This is a genomic window from Lutibacter sp. (assembly GCF_030692605.1).
Classification (GTDB): Bacteria; Bacteroidota; Bacteroidia; order Flavobacteriales; family Flavobacteriaceae; genus Lutibacter.
In genome coordinates this window covers 21,241-37,628 of the sequence record NZ_JAUYUD010000035.1, presented here as the reverse complement: position 1 = coordinate 37,628, position 16,388 = coordinate 21,241, and the positions used below count along the sequence as shown (strand labels likewise).

General features: G+C 32.9%; 15 protein-coding genes and 5 tRNA genes. 1 reads left to right on the top strand and 19 read right to left on the bottom strand.

Annotated features, from left to right (window positions below; translation table 11 throughout):
• Positions 1-5: 5 nt before the first annotated feature.
• Complete coding sequence (locus tag Q8S45_RS02995) at positions 6-104, top strand: IS3 family transposase (RefSeq protein WP_371132950.1); 99 nt, start codon at positions 6-8, stop codon at positions 102-104.
• Between the two features lie 58 nt (positions 105-162).
• On the opposite strand, the gene Q8S45_RS02990 is transcribed toward Q8S45_RS02995, so the two are convergent.
• From Q8S45_RS02990 to Q8S45_RS02900, 19 genes are all read right to left on the bottom strand, one after another.
• Complete coding sequence (locus tag Q8S45_RS02990) at positions 163-477, bottom strand: DUF3467 domain-containing protein (RefSeq protein WP_305601097.1); 315 nt, start codon at positions 475-477, stop codon at positions 163-165.
• Between the two features lie 3 nt (positions 478-480).
• Positions 481-4,755, bottom strand: a complete 4,275-nt coding sequence (gene rpoC, locus Q8S45_RS02985; protein ID WP_305601095.1) for a DNA-directed RNA polymerase subunit beta' — start codon at positions 4,753-4,755, stop codon at positions 481-483.
• A 76-nt stretch (positions 4,756-4,831) separates the two neighbouring features.
• On the bottom strand, positions 4,832-8,647 hold the full coding sequence (gene rpoB, locus Q8S45_RS02980) for a DNA-directed RNA polymerase subunit beta (RefSeq protein WP_305601093.1): 3,816 nt from the start codon (positions 8,645-8,647) through the stop codon (positions 4,832-4,834).
• 119 nt (positions 8,648-8,766) lie between these two features.
• Positions 8,767-9,144, bottom strand: coding sequence for a 50S ribosomal protein L7/L12 (rplL, locus tag Q8S45_RS02975; RefSeq protein WP_305601091.1), 378 nt, complete (start codon positions 9,142-9,144; stop codon positions 8,767-8,769).
• A gap of 45 nt (positions 9,145-9,189) precedes the next feature.
• Entirely contained in the window at positions 9,190-9,705 is a 516-nt protein-coding gene (gene rplJ, locus Q8S45_RS02970) for a 50S ribosomal protein L10 (RefSeq protein ID WP_305601090.1), read from the bottom strand.
• Positions 9,706-9,725: 20 nt separating this feature from the next.
• Positions 9,726-10,415, bottom strand: coding sequence for a 50S ribosomal protein L1 (gene rplA / locus Q8S45_RS02965; protein ID WP_305601088.1), 690 nt, complete (start codon positions 10,413-10,415; stop codon positions 9,726-9,728).
• Positions 10,416-10,429: 14 nt separating this feature from the next.
• Positions 10,430-10,873: a 50S ribosomal protein L11 gene (gene rplK / locus Q8S45_RS02960; RefSeq protein WP_305601086.1), complete on the bottom strand. Its 444-nt coding sequence runs from the start codon at positions 10,871-10,873 to the stop codon at positions 10,430-10,432.
• A 73-nt stretch (positions 10,874-10,946) separates the two neighbouring features.
• Entirely contained in the window at positions 10,947-11,498 is a 552-nt protein-coding gene (gene nusG, locus Q8S45_RS02955) for a transcription termination/antitermination protein NusG (protein ID WP_305601084.1), read from the bottom strand.
• 13 nt (positions 11,499-11,511) lie between these two features.
• Positions 11,512-11,700 (bottom strand): preprotein translocase subunit SecE, encoded by a 189-nt coding sequence (gene secE / locus Q8S45_RS02950; protein ID WP_305601082.1) that lies wholly within the window; start codon positions 11,698-11,700, stop codon positions 11,512-11,514.
• Between the two features lie 54 nt (positions 11,701-11,754).
• Positions 11,755-11,827: transfer RNA gene (locus tag Q8S45_RS02945), tRNA-Trp, on the bottom strand.
• 66 nt (positions 11,828-11,893) lie between these two features.
• Entirely contained in the window at positions 11,894-13,081 is a 1,188-nt protein-coding gene (gene tuf, locus Q8S45_RS02940; RefSeq protein WP_305601080.1) for an elongation factor Tu, read from the bottom strand.
• 58 nt (positions 13,082-13,139) lie between these two features.
• Positions 13,140-13,211 (bottom strand) — tRNA-Thr (locus tag Q8S45_RS02935).
• Between the two features lie 10 nt (positions 13,212-13,221).
• Positions 13,222-13,294, bottom strand: a tRNA-Gly gene (locus Q8S45_RS02930).
• A gap of 46 nt (positions 13,295-13,340) precedes the next feature.
• Positions 13,341-13,421: transfer RNA gene (locus Q8S45_RS02925), tRNA-Tyr, on the bottom strand.
• A gap of 84 nt (positions 13,422-13,505) precedes the next feature.
• A tRNA-Thr gene (locus Q8S45_RS02920) sits at positions 13,506-13,579 on the bottom strand.
• 100 nt (positions 13,580-13,679) lie between these two features.
• Positions 13,680-13,976: a ribosome hibernation-promoting factor, HPF/YfiA family gene (gene hpf, locus Q8S45_RS02915; protein WP_305601078.1), complete on the bottom strand. Its 297-nt coding sequence runs from the start codon at positions 13,974-13,976 to the stop codon at positions 13,680-13,682.
• 6 nt (positions 13,977-13,982) lie between these two features.
• On the bottom strand, positions 13,983-14,870 hold the full coding sequence (locus Q8S45_RS02910; RefSeq protein WP_305601076.1) for a tyrosine-type recombinase/integrase: 888 nt from the start codon (positions 14,868-14,870) through the stop codon (positions 13,983-13,985).
• Positions 14,871-14,954: 84 nt separating this feature from the next.
• Positions 14,955-15,152, bottom strand: a complete 198-nt coding sequence (gene rpsU / locus Q8S45_RS02905) for a 30S ribosomal protein S21 (RefSeq protein ID WP_305601075.1) — start codon at positions 15,150-15,152, stop codon at positions 14,955-14,957.
• A gap of 88 nt (positions 15,153-15,240) precedes the next feature.
• Positions 15,241-16,380 carry an acyl-CoA dehydrogenase family protein gene (locus tag Q8S45_RS02900; RefSeq protein ID WP_305601073.1) on the bottom strand — a complete coding sequence of 380 codons (1,140 nt, stop codon included), beginning with the start codon at positions 16,378-16,380 and terminating at the stop codon, positions 15,241-15,243.
• Positions 16,381-16,388: the final 8 nt, after the last annotated feature.

Genomic DNA, 16,388 nt, shown 5'->3' with positions numbered 1-16,388 from the left:
TTGAAATCAAACAATATATAGACTATTATAATAACGAAAGAATTAAATCAAATCTAAACAAAATGAGCCCGATAAAATATCGAGCTCATTATTGTCAAAATTAATTATAAATTTGTCTAACTTTTTGGGGGCAGTCTAAATATGTTCGGTTTTTTTATACTATTATGCCTCACCAACAGGCCCAAAATTTATAGGAATTGGTGGCGTTTCGTAGTCCTTAATTTCACCATGACCTTTCTCAAATCTTTTCACATTCTCTGCTAAAGCTTTTGCAAGTCTTTTGGCATGTTGAGGAGTTAAAATTACTCTAGATTTTACTTTTGCCTTGGGTTGACCTGGCATTACACTTATAAAATCTATTATAAATTCTGACACTGAATGATTAATAACTGCTAAATTGGAATATATTCCTTCAGCAATTTTCTCATCGAGTTCAATATTAATTTGTCCCTCATTTTTTAAATTTGAGTCGCTCATAATTTATAGTTTTGAATCCATTTCTTCTTTAGAACCAACAATAATATTATCATAAGCACGCATACCTGTTCCTGCAGGAATACGTTTTCCAACAATTACGTTTTCTTTCAGTCCTTCTAAGTCATCAACTTTTCCACTAACAGCAGCTTCATTTAACACTTTGGTAGTTTCTTGGAACGAAGCAGCAGAAATAAATGATTTCGTTTGTAGCGATGCTCTAGTTATACCTTGTAATATTTGATCTGCGGTGGCTGGTTGTGCATCTCTTGCAACAACTAGTTCCTTATCATCTCTTCTTAAAACAGAATTTTCATCACGTAATTGACGTGTTGTAACAATTTGACCTTCTCTTAAAACTTTAGAATCTCCAGCGTTTTCAACAACTTTCATTCCATAAATTTCATCATTTCGTTCAATGAAATCATTTATATGAACTAGTTGATTTTCTAGGAATAAGGTATCACCAGAATCTAAAATTCTAACTTTACGCATCATTTGTCTAACAACAACTTCAAAATGCTTATCGTTAATTTTCACACCTTGCAAACGGTAAACCTCTTGAATTTCGTTTACCAAATATTCTTGAACTTTTCCAGGACCTTGAATATTTAAAATATCATCTGGTGTAACAGCACCTTCAGATAATGGCATACCAGCTTTAATAAAGTCGTTTTCTTGAACTAAAATTTGATTAGAAAGTTTAATTAAATATTTTCTAACATCGCCTAGTTTTGATTCAACTACTATCTCTCTGTTACCACGTTTGATTTTTCCAAACGATACTACTCCATCCACCTCAGAAACAACTGCAGGATTCGAAGGATTTCGTGCTTCAAATAATTCTGTAACTCGAGGCAAACCTCCTGTAATATCTCCAGATCTACCTGATTTCCTTGGTATTTTTACAACGATTTTACCCGCTAAAATTTTATCGCCATTATCAACAATTAAATGAGCTCCAACCGGTAAATTGTAGGATCTTAGAACATCTCCCTTTTTATCTTTTACCAATAATGTTGGAATTGTTTTTTTATTTCTAGATTCAATAATCACTTTTTCTTGGAATCCAGTTTGTTCATCAATTTCAACAATATAATTCGTCCCTAATTCAATATCTTCAAATTCAATTACACCTGCGAATTCTGATACAATTACTCCGTTAAATGGATCCCATTTACAAATTACATCACCTCTTTTAATTGAATCTCCAATTTTAATATTCAAAACTGAACCATAAGGAATATTACTTGTACTAAGTGTAATTCCTGTTTTTTCGTCATTAATTTTTATTTCAGAAGTTCTAGAAATAACTGTTTCAATTGCTTTTCCTTCAGAATCTACACTACTAACTGTTTTTAGATCGTCTATTTGTGCAATTCCTTTAAATTTAGCAGTTAAGCTATTTTCTTCAGATATATTTCCTGCAACCCCTCCAACGTGGAATGTTCTTAAGGTTAACTGAGTACCTGGTTCTCCAATAGATTGTGCAGCAATTACACCAACGGCTTCACCTATTTGAACCATTTTTCTGGTAGATAAACTATGACCGTAACATTTAGCACAAATACCTCTTTTAGACTCACAAGTTAAAGCAGAACGAACTTCTATTCCTTCAATATTTAAATTTTGAATAAGCTCTGCTATTTCAGTAGAAATTTCATCTCCTGATTTTACGATTAATTCATCGGTATCAGGATTAAGAACATCATGTAATGAAACTCGACCGTCTAATCTTTCAGATAAAGTCTCAACAATTTCATCATTCTTTTTAAGGGCCTCAACATTTAATCCTCTTAATGTACCACAATCAAATTCATTAATAATTACATCTTGAGACACATCAACCAAACGTCGTGTTAAATAACCCGCATCTGCTGTTTTTAACGCCGTATCGGCTAGACCTTTACGAGCACCGTGTGTTGAAATAAAATATTCTAAAATTGATAATCCTTCTTTAAAGTTAGATAAAATTGGGTTTTCAATAATTTCACCACCACCTGCTGTAGATTTTTTAGGCTTCGCCATTAATCCACGCATACCAGTTAACTGACGAATTTGTTCTTTAGAACCCCTTGCACCAGAATCTAACATCATATAAACCGAGTTAAACCCTTGTTGGTCTTCACGCAAACGCTTCATTGAAAGTTCAGTTAAACGGTTATTTGTTGAACCCCAAATATCAATAACCTGATTGTAACGTTCTTTATTTGTTAACATACCCATGTTATAATTAACCATAATATGGTCAACTTGGGCATTGGCATCTGCAATCATTTTATGTTTTTCTGGTGGAATAATAATATCCCCTAAACTGAATGACAAACCACCTTGGAATGCAAAGTGATAACCCATATCCTTAATATCATCCAAAAATTTACCAGTTGTTGGTACATCTGTAACTTTTAGAATTTTTCCAATAATATCTCTTAACGATTTTTTATTTAAAACTTCGTTAATATAACCGGCTTCAACTGGTACAACTTCATTGAATAGTACTCTACCAACGGTAGTTTCAATAATTTGATTAACTAATTCTCCTTCAGCATTAAAATCTTTTGTTCTAACTTTAATTATTGCATTTAAGTCAACTGCTTTTTCATTAAAAGCTATATTTACTTCTTCAGGTGAATAAAAAGTTAAACCTTCTCCTTTCACAGGATATTCTGGAGTATTTCTTCTTTCTTTAGTCATATAATATAGACCTAAAACCATATCCTGAGATGGAACAGTTATAGGAGCACCATTTGCTGGGTTTAATATATTATGTGAAGCTAACATTAGTAACTGACACTCTAAAATTGCCTCAGGCCCTAATGGTAAATGAACCGCCATTTGATCACCATCAAAATCGGCATTAAATGCAGTACAAACCAATGGATGTAACTGTATTGCTTTTCCTTCAATTAATTTTGGCTGAAAAGCTTGAATACCTAAACGGTGTAATGTAGGAGCACGGTTTAACATTACAGGATGTCCTTTTAAAACATTCTCTAATATATCCCATACTACAGGTTCTCTTTTATCAATAATTTTCTTTGCAGATTTTACTGTTTTTACAATTCCTCTTTCAATTAATTTTCTAATTACAAATGGTTTGTACAATTCAGCTGCCATATCTTTTGGCAATCCACATTCAAATAATTTTAATTCTGGCCCAACAACAATTACAGAACGAGCAGAATAATCAACACGTTTACCCAAAAGGTTTTGACGGAAACGTCCTTGTTTACCTTTTAATGAATCTGACAACGATTTTAATGGTCGGTTTGATTCAGTTTTAACTGCTGAAGATTTTCTTGTATTATCAAATAATGAATCTACAGATTCTTGTAACATACGTTTTTCATTACGTAAAATTACTTCTGGAGCTTTAATTTCCATTAACCTTTTCAAACGATTGTTACGAATAATTACTCTTCGGTATAAATCATTTAAATCTGAAGTAGCAAACCTACCTCCATCTAAAGGAACTAAAGGTCTTAACTCTGGAGGAGTAACCGGAATTACTTTCATAACCATCCATTCTGGACGGTTTTCTCTATTTTTGTTAGCATCTCTAAACGCTTCAACAACATTTAACCTTTTTAAGGCTTCTGTTTTACGTTGTTTTGATGTTTCGGTATTAGCTTTATGACGAAGTTCATATGATAATTCATTTAAATCAATTCTATTGAATAAATCAACTAAACAAGAAGCACCCATTTTTGCAATGAACTTATCTGGGTCATTGTCATCTAAATATTGATTTTCAATTGGAAAAGATTCTAAAATATCTAAATATTCTTCTTCCGTTAAAAAATCCATTTTTTGCAATGGTTCTCCATCTGAATTTTTAGCACCAGCAGGCTGAATTACTACATATCTTTCGTAGTAAATTATCATGTCTAACTTCTTTGATGGTAACCCTAAAAGGTATCCCATTTTGTTAGGTAATGATTTAAAATACCAAATATGAGCAACAGGAACCACTAAATTAATGTGTCCTACTCTATCTCTTCGTACTTTTTTTTCTGTAACCTCTACCCCACATCGATCACAAACAATTCCTTTATAACGAATTCTTTTATATTTCCCACAAGCACATTCAAAGTCTTTTATAGGTCCAAAAATTCGCTCACAAAACAATCCGTCTCTTTCAGGTTTGTGAGTTCTATAGTTGATTGTTTCAGGTTTTAAAACTTCACCATTAGACTTCTCTAGAATTACTTCTGGAGATGCTAAACCAATTGAAATTTTCTCAAACTTTTTTACAGTGTATTTATCTGTTTTTCTTGCCATAATAATGATGGATTCGAATTTAAAATGTAAAAATATTTTAAAGTTAGGAGGGGTTACCTCCTAACCTATTTAGTTGTTATTCTTCTAATCTAACGTCTAATCCAAGACCTTTCAGTTCATGCATTAATACATTAAATGATTCTGGTAAACCTGGTTCAGGCATTGGATCTCCTTTTACAATAGCCTCATATGTTTTAGCTCTTCCTAAAACGTCATCCGATTTTACTGTTAAAATTTCTCTCAATGTACTAGACGCACCATAAGCTTCAAGAGCCCAAACCTCCATCTCTCCAAAACGCTGACCTCCAAATTGAGCTTTTCCTCCAAGTGGTTGTTGTGTAATTAAAGAGTAAGGTCCTATTGAACGAGCATGCATTTTATCATCAATCATATGACCAAGTTTAATCATATAAATAACTCCAACAGTTGCAGCTTGGTCAAAACGTTGTCCAGTTCCTCCATCATATAAATAAGTATGTCCGAATAATGGTACTCCAGCTTCTGCCGTTAACTCATTAATTTGATCAATTGTGGCACCGTCAAAAATTGGTGTCGCAAACTTTCTATCAAGTTTTTGACCTGCCCAGCCTAATACGGTTTCATAAATTTGACCAATATTCATACGTGAAGGTACCCCAAGTGGATTTAATACAATATCAACAGGCGTTCCATCTTCTAAGAAAGGCATATCTTCTTGTCTTACTATTCTTGCAACAATACCCTTGTTACCATGACGACCTGCCATTTTATCACCAACTTTTAATTTACGTTTTTTAGCAATGTAAATTTTAGCCAATTTTAAAATACCTGCTGGTAATTCATCTCCAACAGAAATAGTAAATTTCTCACGACGCAAACCACCTTGTAGGTCATTTACTTTAATTTTATAATTATGAATTAATTCATTAATTAAACTATTAATATGATCATCGGTAGTCCAAATTCCTCTAGTTAAATAGCTAAAATCTGGTACAGCATTCAACATTTTTAAGGTGTATTTTTTTCCTTTTTGTAGAATTTCTTCACCTAAATCATTCAATACTCCTTGAGAAGTTTTACCACTTACTAAACCGAATAATTTATCGGTTAAAACAGCACGTAAATCTTCAAGTAAGGCGGCATATTTATCTTCTAAAGTAGCAATGTTTACTTTATCTTTAGCTCTTTTTGCTTTATCCTTAACGGCTCGTTCGAATAGTTTTTTGTCAATTACTACGCCATTTAGTGAAGGTGAAGCTTTTAAAGATGCATCTTTAACATCTCCTGCTTTATCACCAAATATTGCACGTAATAATTTTTCTTCTGGCGTTGGATCAGATTCTCCTTTTGGTGTAATTTTACCAATTAAAATGTCGCCAGGTTTTACCTCGGCTCCAATTCTAATCATTCCATTTTCATCCAAATCTTTAGTAGCTTCTTCTGAAACGTTTGGAATATCATTAGTTAATTCTTCAGCTCCCAATTTAGTATCTCTAACTTCTAATGAATATTCATCAATATGAATAGAGGTAAAAATATCTTCACGAACAACTTTTTCAGAAATTACAATTGCATCTTCAAAATTGTACCCTTTCCAAGGCATAAAAGCAACCTTCATATTTCTACCAAGTGCTAATTCACCATTTTGAGTAGCATAGCCTTCACAAAGCACTTGACCTTCTTCAACCCTATCACCTTTTTTAACAATTGGTTTCAGGTTAATTGTTGTACCCTGATTCGTTTTTCTAAACTTAATTAAATCATATGTTTTTGTATCACTTTCAAAACTAACAAGAATTTCCTCTTCAGTTTTATCGTATTTAATTCTAATAATGTTTGCATCTACATATTCTACAACCCCTGGTCCTTCAGCATTCATTAAAATTCTAGAATCTTTTGCTACTCTACGCTCTAAACCTGTACCCACAATAGGAGACTCTGGTTTTAATAAAGGTACAGCCTGACGCATCATATTCGATCCCATTAATGCACGGTTCGCATCATCATGTTCCAAAAATGGAATTAAAGATGCTGAAATTGAAGCAATTTGATTTGGAGCTACATCCATAAAGTTAACCACTGTTGAATCTACGACAGGATAATCTGCTTCTTCTCTAACAATAACCTTTTCATTTACAAAATTTCCAACTTCATCTAAAGGTAAATTAGATTGAGCAAATTTCATTCCTTCTTCCTCTTCAGCACTCAAATATTTTGGTTCATCAGAAATATTAACAACACCTTTTGTTACTTTTCTATATGGTGTTTCAATAAATCCTAAATTATTTACTTTAGCAAAAACGGCCAATGAAGAAATTAAACCAATGTTCGGTCCCTCCGGAGTTTCAATTGGACATAACCTTCCATAATGTGTAAAGTGAACATCACGAACCTCAAATCCTGCACGTTCTCTAGATAAACCTCCTGGTCCTAATGCCGATAATCTTCTTTTGTGCGTAATCTCAGCCAATGGATTTGTTTGATCCATAAATTGAGATAATTGGTTGGTACCAAAAAATGAATTAATAACCGAAGACAATGTTTTAGCATTAATCAAATCTATTGGTGTAAACACCTCATTATCACGCACATTCATTCGTTCACGAATGGTACGTGCCATACGAGATAAACCAACGCCAAACTGACTTGCCAATTGCTCACCAACCGTACGAACACGACGATTAGATAAATGGTCAATATCATCAACCTCAGCTTTTGAATTTACTAATTTTATCAAATTTTTGATAATAGTAATAATATCCAATTTAGTCAGTACTTTTTCGTCAATACTAACGTCTAAGCCCAACTTTTTATTCATTCTGTATCTACCTACTTCACCAAGATTATACCGTTGCTCAGAAAAGAATAATTTATCAATAATTCCTTTTGCAGTTTCAAAATCTGGCGGTTCTGCATTTCGCAATTGTCTATAAATATGTTCAACAGCCTCTTTTTCTGAGTTCGTTGGATCTTTTTGTAACGTATTATGAATAATGGCATAATCGGCCATTTCATTATCTTCTTTATGAAGTAAAATACTTTTAGCGCCTGATTCAATAATTTCCTCAATTTCATCTTTTTCTAAAACTGTATCTCTATCCAATACAATTTCATTTCTTTCAATTGAAACTACCTCACCAGTATCTTCATCTACAAAGTCTTCAAACCACGTTTTTAAAACACGGGCAGCAAGCTTACGACCTTGGTATTTTTTAAGACCACTTTTTGAAACTTTAATTTCTTCAGCTAGGTCAAAAATTTCTAAAATATCTTTATCTCTCTCATAACCAATTGCTCTAAACAAGGTGGTTACAGGTAATTTTTTCTTTCTATCAATATAAGCATACATTACTTGATTGATATCTGTAGCAAACTCTATCCAAGAACCTTTAAATGGAATTACTCTTGCTGAATATAATTTAGTTCCATTTGCATGGAATGATTGTCCAAAAAATACTCCAGGTGAACGATGTAATTGAGATACAACAACACGTTCAGCACCATTAATACAAAAAGTACCACTATGAGTCATGTAAGGAATAGTTCCTAAATACACATCTTGAACAATTGTTTCAAAATCTTCATGCTCAGGATCAGTACAATAAAGTTTTAAACGTGCTTTTAAAGGCACGCTATAGGTTAAACCTCGTTCAATACACTCTAAAATGGTATATCTAGGAGGATCCACAAAATAATCCAAAAACTCTAACACAAATTGGTTTCGAGTATCAGAAATTGGGAAATTGTCTAGGAAGGTTTTATATAAACCTTCGGTACTACGCTCATCAGCTTTCGTTTTTAGTTGGAAGAAATCTTGAAAAGATTTAATTTGAATATCTAAAAAATCAGGATATTCAGTTACTAATTTAGCTGATGCAAAGCTTATTCTTTCGGTATTATTTTTTGTGGCCAATGGACAAAAACTTTAGGTTATAAAACTATTAAAATATAAGAACGAATATATATGCAAAATGGTTTAGGTCTAAGAATATACCTAGACCTAAACCTTTAATTGCTTAAACTGTTGGGAGCTTACTTAAGCTCAACCTCAGCTCCAGCCTCTTCTAAAGAAGCTTTTAAACCTTCAGCTTCGTCTTTAGAAACACCTTCTTTAATAGGTGCTGGTGCGCTATCAACAATTTCTTTAGATTCTTTCAATCCTAAACCAGTTAATTCTTTAACCAATTTAACAACTGCTAATTTTGAAGCACCTGCTGATTTTAATATTACATCAAATTCAGTTTTTTCTTCTGCTGCTTCTCCATCACCACCTGCTGCTGGACCTGCTACTGCAACTGCTGCTGCAGCTGGTTCAATTCCATATTCGTCTTTTAAAATCTTAGCCAACTCATTTACTTCTTTTACTGTTAAGTTAACAAGTTGTTCTGCGAAATTTTTCAAATCTGCCATTTCTCTTTGTTTAAATTTTATTATTTAGTTTATTCGTGCACTAATTTATTTATCTGATAATGTTTTAATAATACCAGACAATTTTTGACCTCCTGATTGTAATGCTGAAATAACATTTTTAGCAGGCGATTGTAATAACGTAATAATATCTCCTATTACCTCTTCTTTTGATTTTAAGTTTACTAAAGAATCTAATTGGTCATCTCCAATATAAATTGCTTCTTCAACATAAGCTCCTTTCAATAAAGGTTTATTTGATTTCTTACGAAATTCCTTAATTAATTTTGCTGGAGCATTCCCAATTTCAGCAAACATTAAAGAGGTATTCCCTTTTAATGCTGATGGTAAATCTCCAAAATCTTTTTCAGATTTTTCCATTGCTTTTTCAAGCAAGGTGTTTTTAACAACTGATAGTTGAATATTTGCTCTAAAACAAGCTCTACGTAAATTAGAGGTTTCCAAAGCATTTAATCCAGAAAGGTCTGCTAAATATATAATATTCCCTTCAGATAACTTAGTTGTTAAAGTTTCTATTACTTGTGATTTTTCTTCTCTCGTCATAATTACTAACTTTTAACTAGTTATACTGTTTTTGGATCAATACCTATTCCAGGACTCATAGTACTGGATAAGTAAATACTTTTAATATACACTCCTTTTGCAGCTGTTGGTCTAAGCTTTAAAAGTGTTGTTACAAGTTCGTGTGCATTTTGTTCAATTTTTGAAGCCTCGAAAGAAACTTTTCCAATTCCTGCATGAACTATACCATATTTATCAACTTTAAAGTCAATTTTACCGGCTTTAACTTCACCTACAGCTTTTGCAACATCCATTGTTACTGTACCAGTTTTTGGGTTAGGCATTAATCCTCTTGGTCCTAAAATACGACCTAATGGACCTAACTTACCCATAACACTTGGCATAGTAATAATAACGTCAACATCTGTCCAACCTTCTTTAATTTTTTGAAGGTAATCATCTAACCCAACATAATCAGCACCTGCTTCTTTTGCAGCTTCTTCCATGTCTGGAGTTACTAATGCTAAAACTTTAACATCTTTACCGGTTCCGTGTGGTAATGTAACCACACCTCTAACCATTTGATTAGCTTTACGAGGATCTACTCCTAACTTAACAGCTAATTCTACAGATGCATCAAAATTTACACTAGTAATATCTTTTACTAAAGCAGAAGCGTCTTTTAATGAATAAGCTCGATTACTCTCAACCTTATCATGAGCTACTTTTTGCTTTTTTGTTAATTTTGCCATTTTTTTTAACTGTTTTATTTTTTAATTGGAGCTTCTCCTCTTACTTTAACACCCATTGATCTAGCAGTTCCTGCCATCATCAACATTGCAGATTCAATTGTAAATGCATTTAAATCAACCATTTTATCTTCTGCAATTGTTCTCAATTGTGCCCAAGTAACTGTAGCTATTTTATTACGGTTAGGCTCTGCTGAACCCTTTTTAACTTTAGCTGCTTCTAATATTTGAACAGCGGCTGGTGGAGTTTTAACAACAAACTCAAACGATTTATCTTTGTAAACTGTAATAGCCACAGGTAAAATCTTTCCTTGTTTATCTTGAGTTCTCGCATTAAATTGCTTACAGAACTCCATAATGTTAACTCCGGCAGCACCTAAAGCAGGTCCAACTGGTGGTGACGGATTTGCCGCCCCTCCTTTAACTTGTAATTTTACTACCTTACTTATTTCTTTTGCCATTATTTAATCTTAAATGTTAGATATTATATTATAGTTGGAAGCTATATAATATCATGAATTACTTATGTAACAATTATGAAATTTTATCTACTTGCATATAACTTAATTCTAAAGGTGTTTTTCTACCGAAAATTTTCACCATTACTTCTAGTTTACGCTTTTCTTCATTTATTTTTTCTATGGTACCATCAAATCCATTAAACGGACCATCAATAACCTTTACAGTTTCACCAATTACATATGGGATAGCAACACTATCAGTCTGCACCGACAGTTCATCCACCTTACCAAGCATTCTATTTATTTCTGCTTTACGCATTGGAACTGGATCACCTCCTTTTACTTCGCCTAAAAATCCAATTACACCAGGAATAGATTTAATAATATGAGGCATTTCTCCACTCAAATTAGCTTCAATCATAACATAACCAGGAAAATAAACACGCTCTTTGTGAATTTTTTTTCCATTACGCACCTGAATTACTTTTTCTGTTGGCACCAAAACTCTATCAACATAATCAGTCATGCCTAAGCGTGCAATTTCATTTTCGATATAAGTTTTTACCTTATTCTCTTGCCCACCAATAGCCCTAACAACATACCATTTTTTTACAGAATCAGACATAGTGTATTTTTAATTAAAATAGTTTAAAATATTCTGTTAGCCCTGCTTGGAAAAATTTATCAACCGCAAACACCGCTAAAGAAAATAATAAAGTAAATATCGCAACAATAACTGTAGATTTTTGAGCTTCTTCCCAAGAAATCCATGAAACTTTGTTCCGTAACTCACCAAAAGAGTCTGTTATATAATTAATTAATTTCATTATTTTAATTTTTGCACGGGCGGAGAGACATCTCGTACCACGCTATTTTATTTGCACGGGTGGAGAGACTCGAACTCCCGACACCTGGTTTTGGAGACCAGTGCTCTACCAACTGAGCTACACCCGTAGGTATACACAAGGTGCTTCCTATAAGAAGCACCTATATATACTTATATTATTACTAGGTGTATTATTAATCTAACAATTCTGTTACCTGACCAGCACCAACAGTTCTACCACCTTCACGAATTGCAAAACGTAAACCTACGTTTAACGCAATGGCTTGATGTAAATCTACCGTTATGGTTAAGTTGTCTCCTGGCATTACCATTTCAACTCCATCAGGTAAATTAATAGTACCTGTTACGTCAGTTGTACGAACGTAAAACTGCGGACGATAGTTGTTATGGAATGGAGTATGACGTCCACCTTCTTCTTTTTTAAGGATATAAACCTCTGCTTTAAATTTACCGTGAGGTTTAACAGATTTAGGTTTGCAAATTACCATACCTCTTGAGATATCTTCTTTTGCAATACCTCTTAACAAGATACCTACGTTATCTCCTGCTTCACCTCTATCTAATATTTTTCGGAACATTTCAACTCCAGTAACAGTAGAAGTTAATTTTTCAGCACCCATACCAATAATTTCAACTGCATCACCTGTATTAGCAACACCTGTTTCAATACGACCCGTTGCTACTGTACCACGGCCTGTAATTGAGAATACATCTTCAACAGGCATTAAAAATGGTTTATCAACATCACGTGGAGGTAATTCAATCCAAGTATCAACAGCATCCATTAATTCAAGAATTTTTTCAACCCATTTAGGCTCTAAATTCAATCCACCTAAAGCAGATCCTTGAATTACAGGAGTATTATCACCATCATAATCATAAAATGATAATAAATCTCTAATTTCCATTTCTACCAATTCTAATAGTTCTTCGTCATCAACCATATCCACTTTATTCATGAATACCACTAATCTAGGAATACCTACTTGACGTCCTAATAAGATATGCTCTCTAGTTTGAGGCATTGGACCATCAGTTGCAGCAACTACGATTATTGCACCGTCCATTTGAGCAGCACCAGTTACCATGTTCTTTACGTAATCCGCGTGACCTGGACAGTCAACGTGAGCGTAATGACGGCTTGCTGTAGCATATTCTACGTGGGCAGTATTAATTGTAATACCTCTTTCTTTTTCTTCAGGTGCATTATCAATTTGGTCAAAGTTTTTTACTTCACAAAATCCTTTTTGGTGCAACACCATTGTAATTGCTGCAGTTAAGGTTGTTTTACCGTGGTCAACGTGCCCAATTGTACCAATATTAAGGTGTGGTTTGGAACGATCAAAATTTGCTTTTGCCATGATTATTTAATTTTTAAATCTTAGTTATATATAGTGTTAATTTTCATTCTAATTTTTGAGCCAATGATGGGAATTGAACCCATGACCTCTTCCTTACCAAGGAAACACTCTACCCCTGAGCTACACCGGCATAAAAAATGAGCGGGAGACCGGGCTCGAACCGGCGACAATCAGCTTGGAAGGCTGAAGCTCTACCAACTGAGCTACTCCCGCATTATTTTTCAATTCCTCGTTTGTTTTTATTTCTAAAATACAAAAGTGGTGAGAGAAGGATTCGAACCTTCGAAGCTTGCGCAGCAGATTTACAGTCTGCCCTCGTTGGCCACTTGAGTATCTCACCATTTTTCAAAGATCTTAGTTGATTATTTTACTTTTTCAACTATGCTCAGGATTAACGCAATAATCCTATTTTATTCTTCATTTGAGCCGATAGAGGGACTCGAACCCACGACCTGCTGATTACAAATCAGCTGCTCTAGCCAGCTGAGCTACATCGGCATTTTACTCCATAAAAGAAGTCCGCTATTTCTAACGGACTGCAAATGTATTAAAGTTTTAAATTTAAACAAAACTTTTTATTGTATTTTTTAATATTTTATTACTCGCGTATTTTATCCTTCTTTTTAGTTAATTGTCTTTTAAGTGAATCCACCGCCAACAAAACACCTTCTTCAAAAGTTTTACTTTGTTTTTTCGCAACAATTTCTGAACCTGCAACATTAACTTTTATATCTGTTGTTTTATTCTCTTTTTCGCTCGTTTGCTGTACTTTCAAAAAAACCTCAACATCAATTATTTTATCATAAAATTTTTCTAAACTGGTTACTTTTTTTTCAATAAATTCAACAAGATTTTTATCTATGTTAAAATTAACAGACTGTACATGTACTTTCATAATTAGTTAGTTTTTTTTGCTCCTCGGATGAGCTTGGTTATACACTTCTTTTAACTTTCCCAAACTGCTATGGGTATATACTTGTGTTGATGCTAAACTAGAATGTCCCAATAATTCTTTTACAGAATTTAAATCTGCTCCTTCATTTAGCAAATGGGTTGCAAAAGAGTGCCTTAAAATATGTGGACTCTTTTTTACTTTGGACGACACACCACTAAAATAATTATTTATTATGCGATAAACAAGTGTAGCATACATTTTTTTACCATTTTTAGTAAGAAAAAGGTATTGGTTTTCAATAAATAATTGCTCTCTAAATGATACATAGTTAGTTAGCGTTGCTTTTAAAAACGGCAATAGTGGTAATATTCTTTCTTTATTTCTTTTTCCTAACACTTTTAAGGTGTTGTTACAAAAATCTACGTCAGGTATTGTAATATTAATAAGTTCGGCTCTTCTTATTCCAGTGGCGTAAAACAATTCTACTATTAATTTATTTCTAGCAGATTCAAAATTAAGTTCTTCTTCAATACTATTTAATACATTATTTATTTCTTTTTCAGAAAAAGGAACTTGCATTTTTTTAGCAATTTTAAGTGCTTTGTGTTTTAATAATGGATTAATCTCAATTTGATTTGACTTATGAAGGAATTTATAAAAAGATTTTAAAGATGATATCTTTCGATTAACAGATCTATTGGAAATATTTGAATTTACTAAACTAACAATCCAACTTCTAATTTCATGATAGTTAACTTTTGTTATATCTGCAATTCCAATATGATTAATCATGAATTTTTGAAAAGTAGACACGTCGTTTTCATAAGCTGTAATTGTATGAATCGAATATTTCTTTTCTAATGCTAAATATTTTAAAAAGGAATTTATTGGCATGAAAAAAACCGTTAGTGTACAAATTTACAATAAGTAATCTTGAAACACTAACAGTTTATTTTTTTATTAGGTAATTTAATTTAGTTACCCTTGCTCTTCTGTAGTTCTAATTCTTTGAATGTACTGAGCTTTTATATTTTGTGCACGTTTTGAAACAGATGGCTTCGTAAATTGTTTACGCTCTCGTAAATTTTTCATTGTTTTTGTGCGATCGAATTTTCTTTTATAACGTTTTAACGCTCTATCGATATTTTCTCCTTCTTTAATTGGTATAATTAACATATTTTGGCACCTCCTTTCAAGTTGTTCTCTTTTTAAATTTGGATTGCAAAGATACAAACTAAATATTCAATTGCAATATTTAATTATTTTATTTCAAAATATTTCTTGCAATCACAACTTTTTGAATTTCAGTTGTTCCTTCTCCAATAGTACATAGTTTGGAATCTCTATAAAATTTTTCAACAGGAAAATCTTTAGTATATCCATAACCTCCATGAATTTGAACTGCTTCCGAAGCTATTTTAACACAGGCTTCAGAGGCATACATTTTTGCCATTGCTCCTATCGTTGTCATTCTCTCCCCTTTATTTTTTAAATAAGCTGCTTTATGAAGTAATAATTCTGAAGCTTCAATTTCAGTAGCCATATCAACAAGTTTAAATGAAATTCCTTGAAAAGAACTTATAGGTTTTCCAAATTGTTCGCGTTCTTTTGAATATTTTAAAGCTGCTTCATAGGAACCTTTTGAAATTCCTAAGGCCAAAGCACCAATTGAAATTCGTCCACCATCTAACACTTTTAATGCTTGCACAAAACCCTCTCCAACATCCCCTAAAATATTACTTTTATGGACTCTACAATTGTCAAAAATCATTTCTGCAGTTTCAGAAGCTCTCATTCCTAATTTATCCTCCTTTTTACCAGAAGTAAAACCTAAGGTTCCTTTTTCTACCACAAAGGCTGTATTTCCGCGTGAATCTCCTTTTTTTCCAGTTCGAGTCATAACCACCGCAATATCACCCGAAATACCATGAGTAGTAAAATTTTTTGCCCCATTTAAAATATAATAATCTCCATCTTTAATCGCAGTTGTACTCATTCCTCCTGCATCAGAACCGGTGTTATGCTCTGTTAAACCCCAAGCTCCAATCCATTCTCCACTTGCAAGTTTCGGTAACCATCTTTCTTTTTGGGTTTCATTTCCAAATTCTAAAATATGACCCGTACACAATGAATTATGAGCTGCAACCGACAACCCAATTGATGAATCTATTTTTGAAATTTCTTCTATAACAGTAATATAATGATGATAATCGAGACCAGAACCTCCATATTTTTGAGGAACTAAAACACCCATAAAACCCATTTCGCCTAATTTTTTAAATAGTTTTATCGGGAATTTTTGTTTTTTATCCCAATCCATCATTTTAGGTTTAATATGTTTTGCTCCAAATTTCCTAATACTTTCCGCAATTAGTTCTTGAGTCTCAGTTTTATCAAAGTTCATTTTTGTCT

Excerpts from the sequence above, each read along its gene's own strand:
- rpsU (WP_305601075.1), bottom strand. The coding sequence starts at position 15,152 with ATGTTAATTATACCAATTAAAGAAGGAGAAAATATCGATAGAGCGTTA.
- Q8S45_RS02910 (WP_305601076.1), bottom strand. The coding sequence starts at position 14,870 with ATGCCAATAAATTCCTTTTTAAAATATTTAGCATTAGAAAAGAAATAT.
- Q8S45_RS02900 (WP_305601073.1), bottom strand. The coding sequence starts at position 16,380 with ATGAACTTTGATAAAACTGAGACTCAAGAACTAATTGCGGAAAGTATT.
- rplA (WP_305601088.1), bottom strand. The coding sequence starts at position 10,415 with ATGGCAAAATTAACAAAAAAGCAAAAAGTAGCTCATGATAAGGTTGAG.
- rplK (WP_305601086.1), bottom strand. The coding sequence starts at position 10,873 with ATGGCAAAAGAAATAAGTAAGGTAGTAAAATTACAAGTTAAAGGAGGG.
- secE (WP_305601082.1), bottom strand. The coding sequence starts at position 11,700 with ATGAAATTAATTAATTATATAACAGACTCTTTTGGTGAGTTACGGAAC.
- rplL (WP_305601091.1), bottom strand. The coding sequence starts at position 9,144 with ATGGCAGATTTGAAAAATTTCGCAGAACAACTTGTTAACTTAACAGTA.
- tuf (WP_305601080.1), bottom strand. The coding sequence starts at position 13,081 with ATGGCAAAAGCAAATTTTGATCGTTCCAAACCACACCTTAATATTGGT.
- nusG (WP_305601084.1), bottom strand. The coding sequence starts at position 11,498 with ATGTCTGATTCTGTAAAAAAATGGTATGTTGTTAGGGCTATTGGTGGG.
- hpf (WP_305601078.1), bottom strand. The coding sequence starts at position 13,976 with ATGAAAGTACATGTACAGTCTGTTAATTTTAACATAGATAAAAATCTT.
- Q8S45_RS02990 (WP_305601097.1), bottom strand. The coding sequence starts at position 477 with ATGAGCGACTCAAATTTAAAAAATGAGGGACAAATTAATATTGAACTC.
- rpoC (WP_305601095.1), bottom strand. The coding sequence starts at position 4,755 with ATGGCAAGAAAAACAGATAAATACACTGTAAAAAAGTTTGAGAAAATT.
- rplJ (WP_305601090.1), bottom strand. The coding sequence starts at position 9,705 with ATGACGAGAGAAGAAAAATCACAAGTAATAGAAACTTTAACAACTAAG.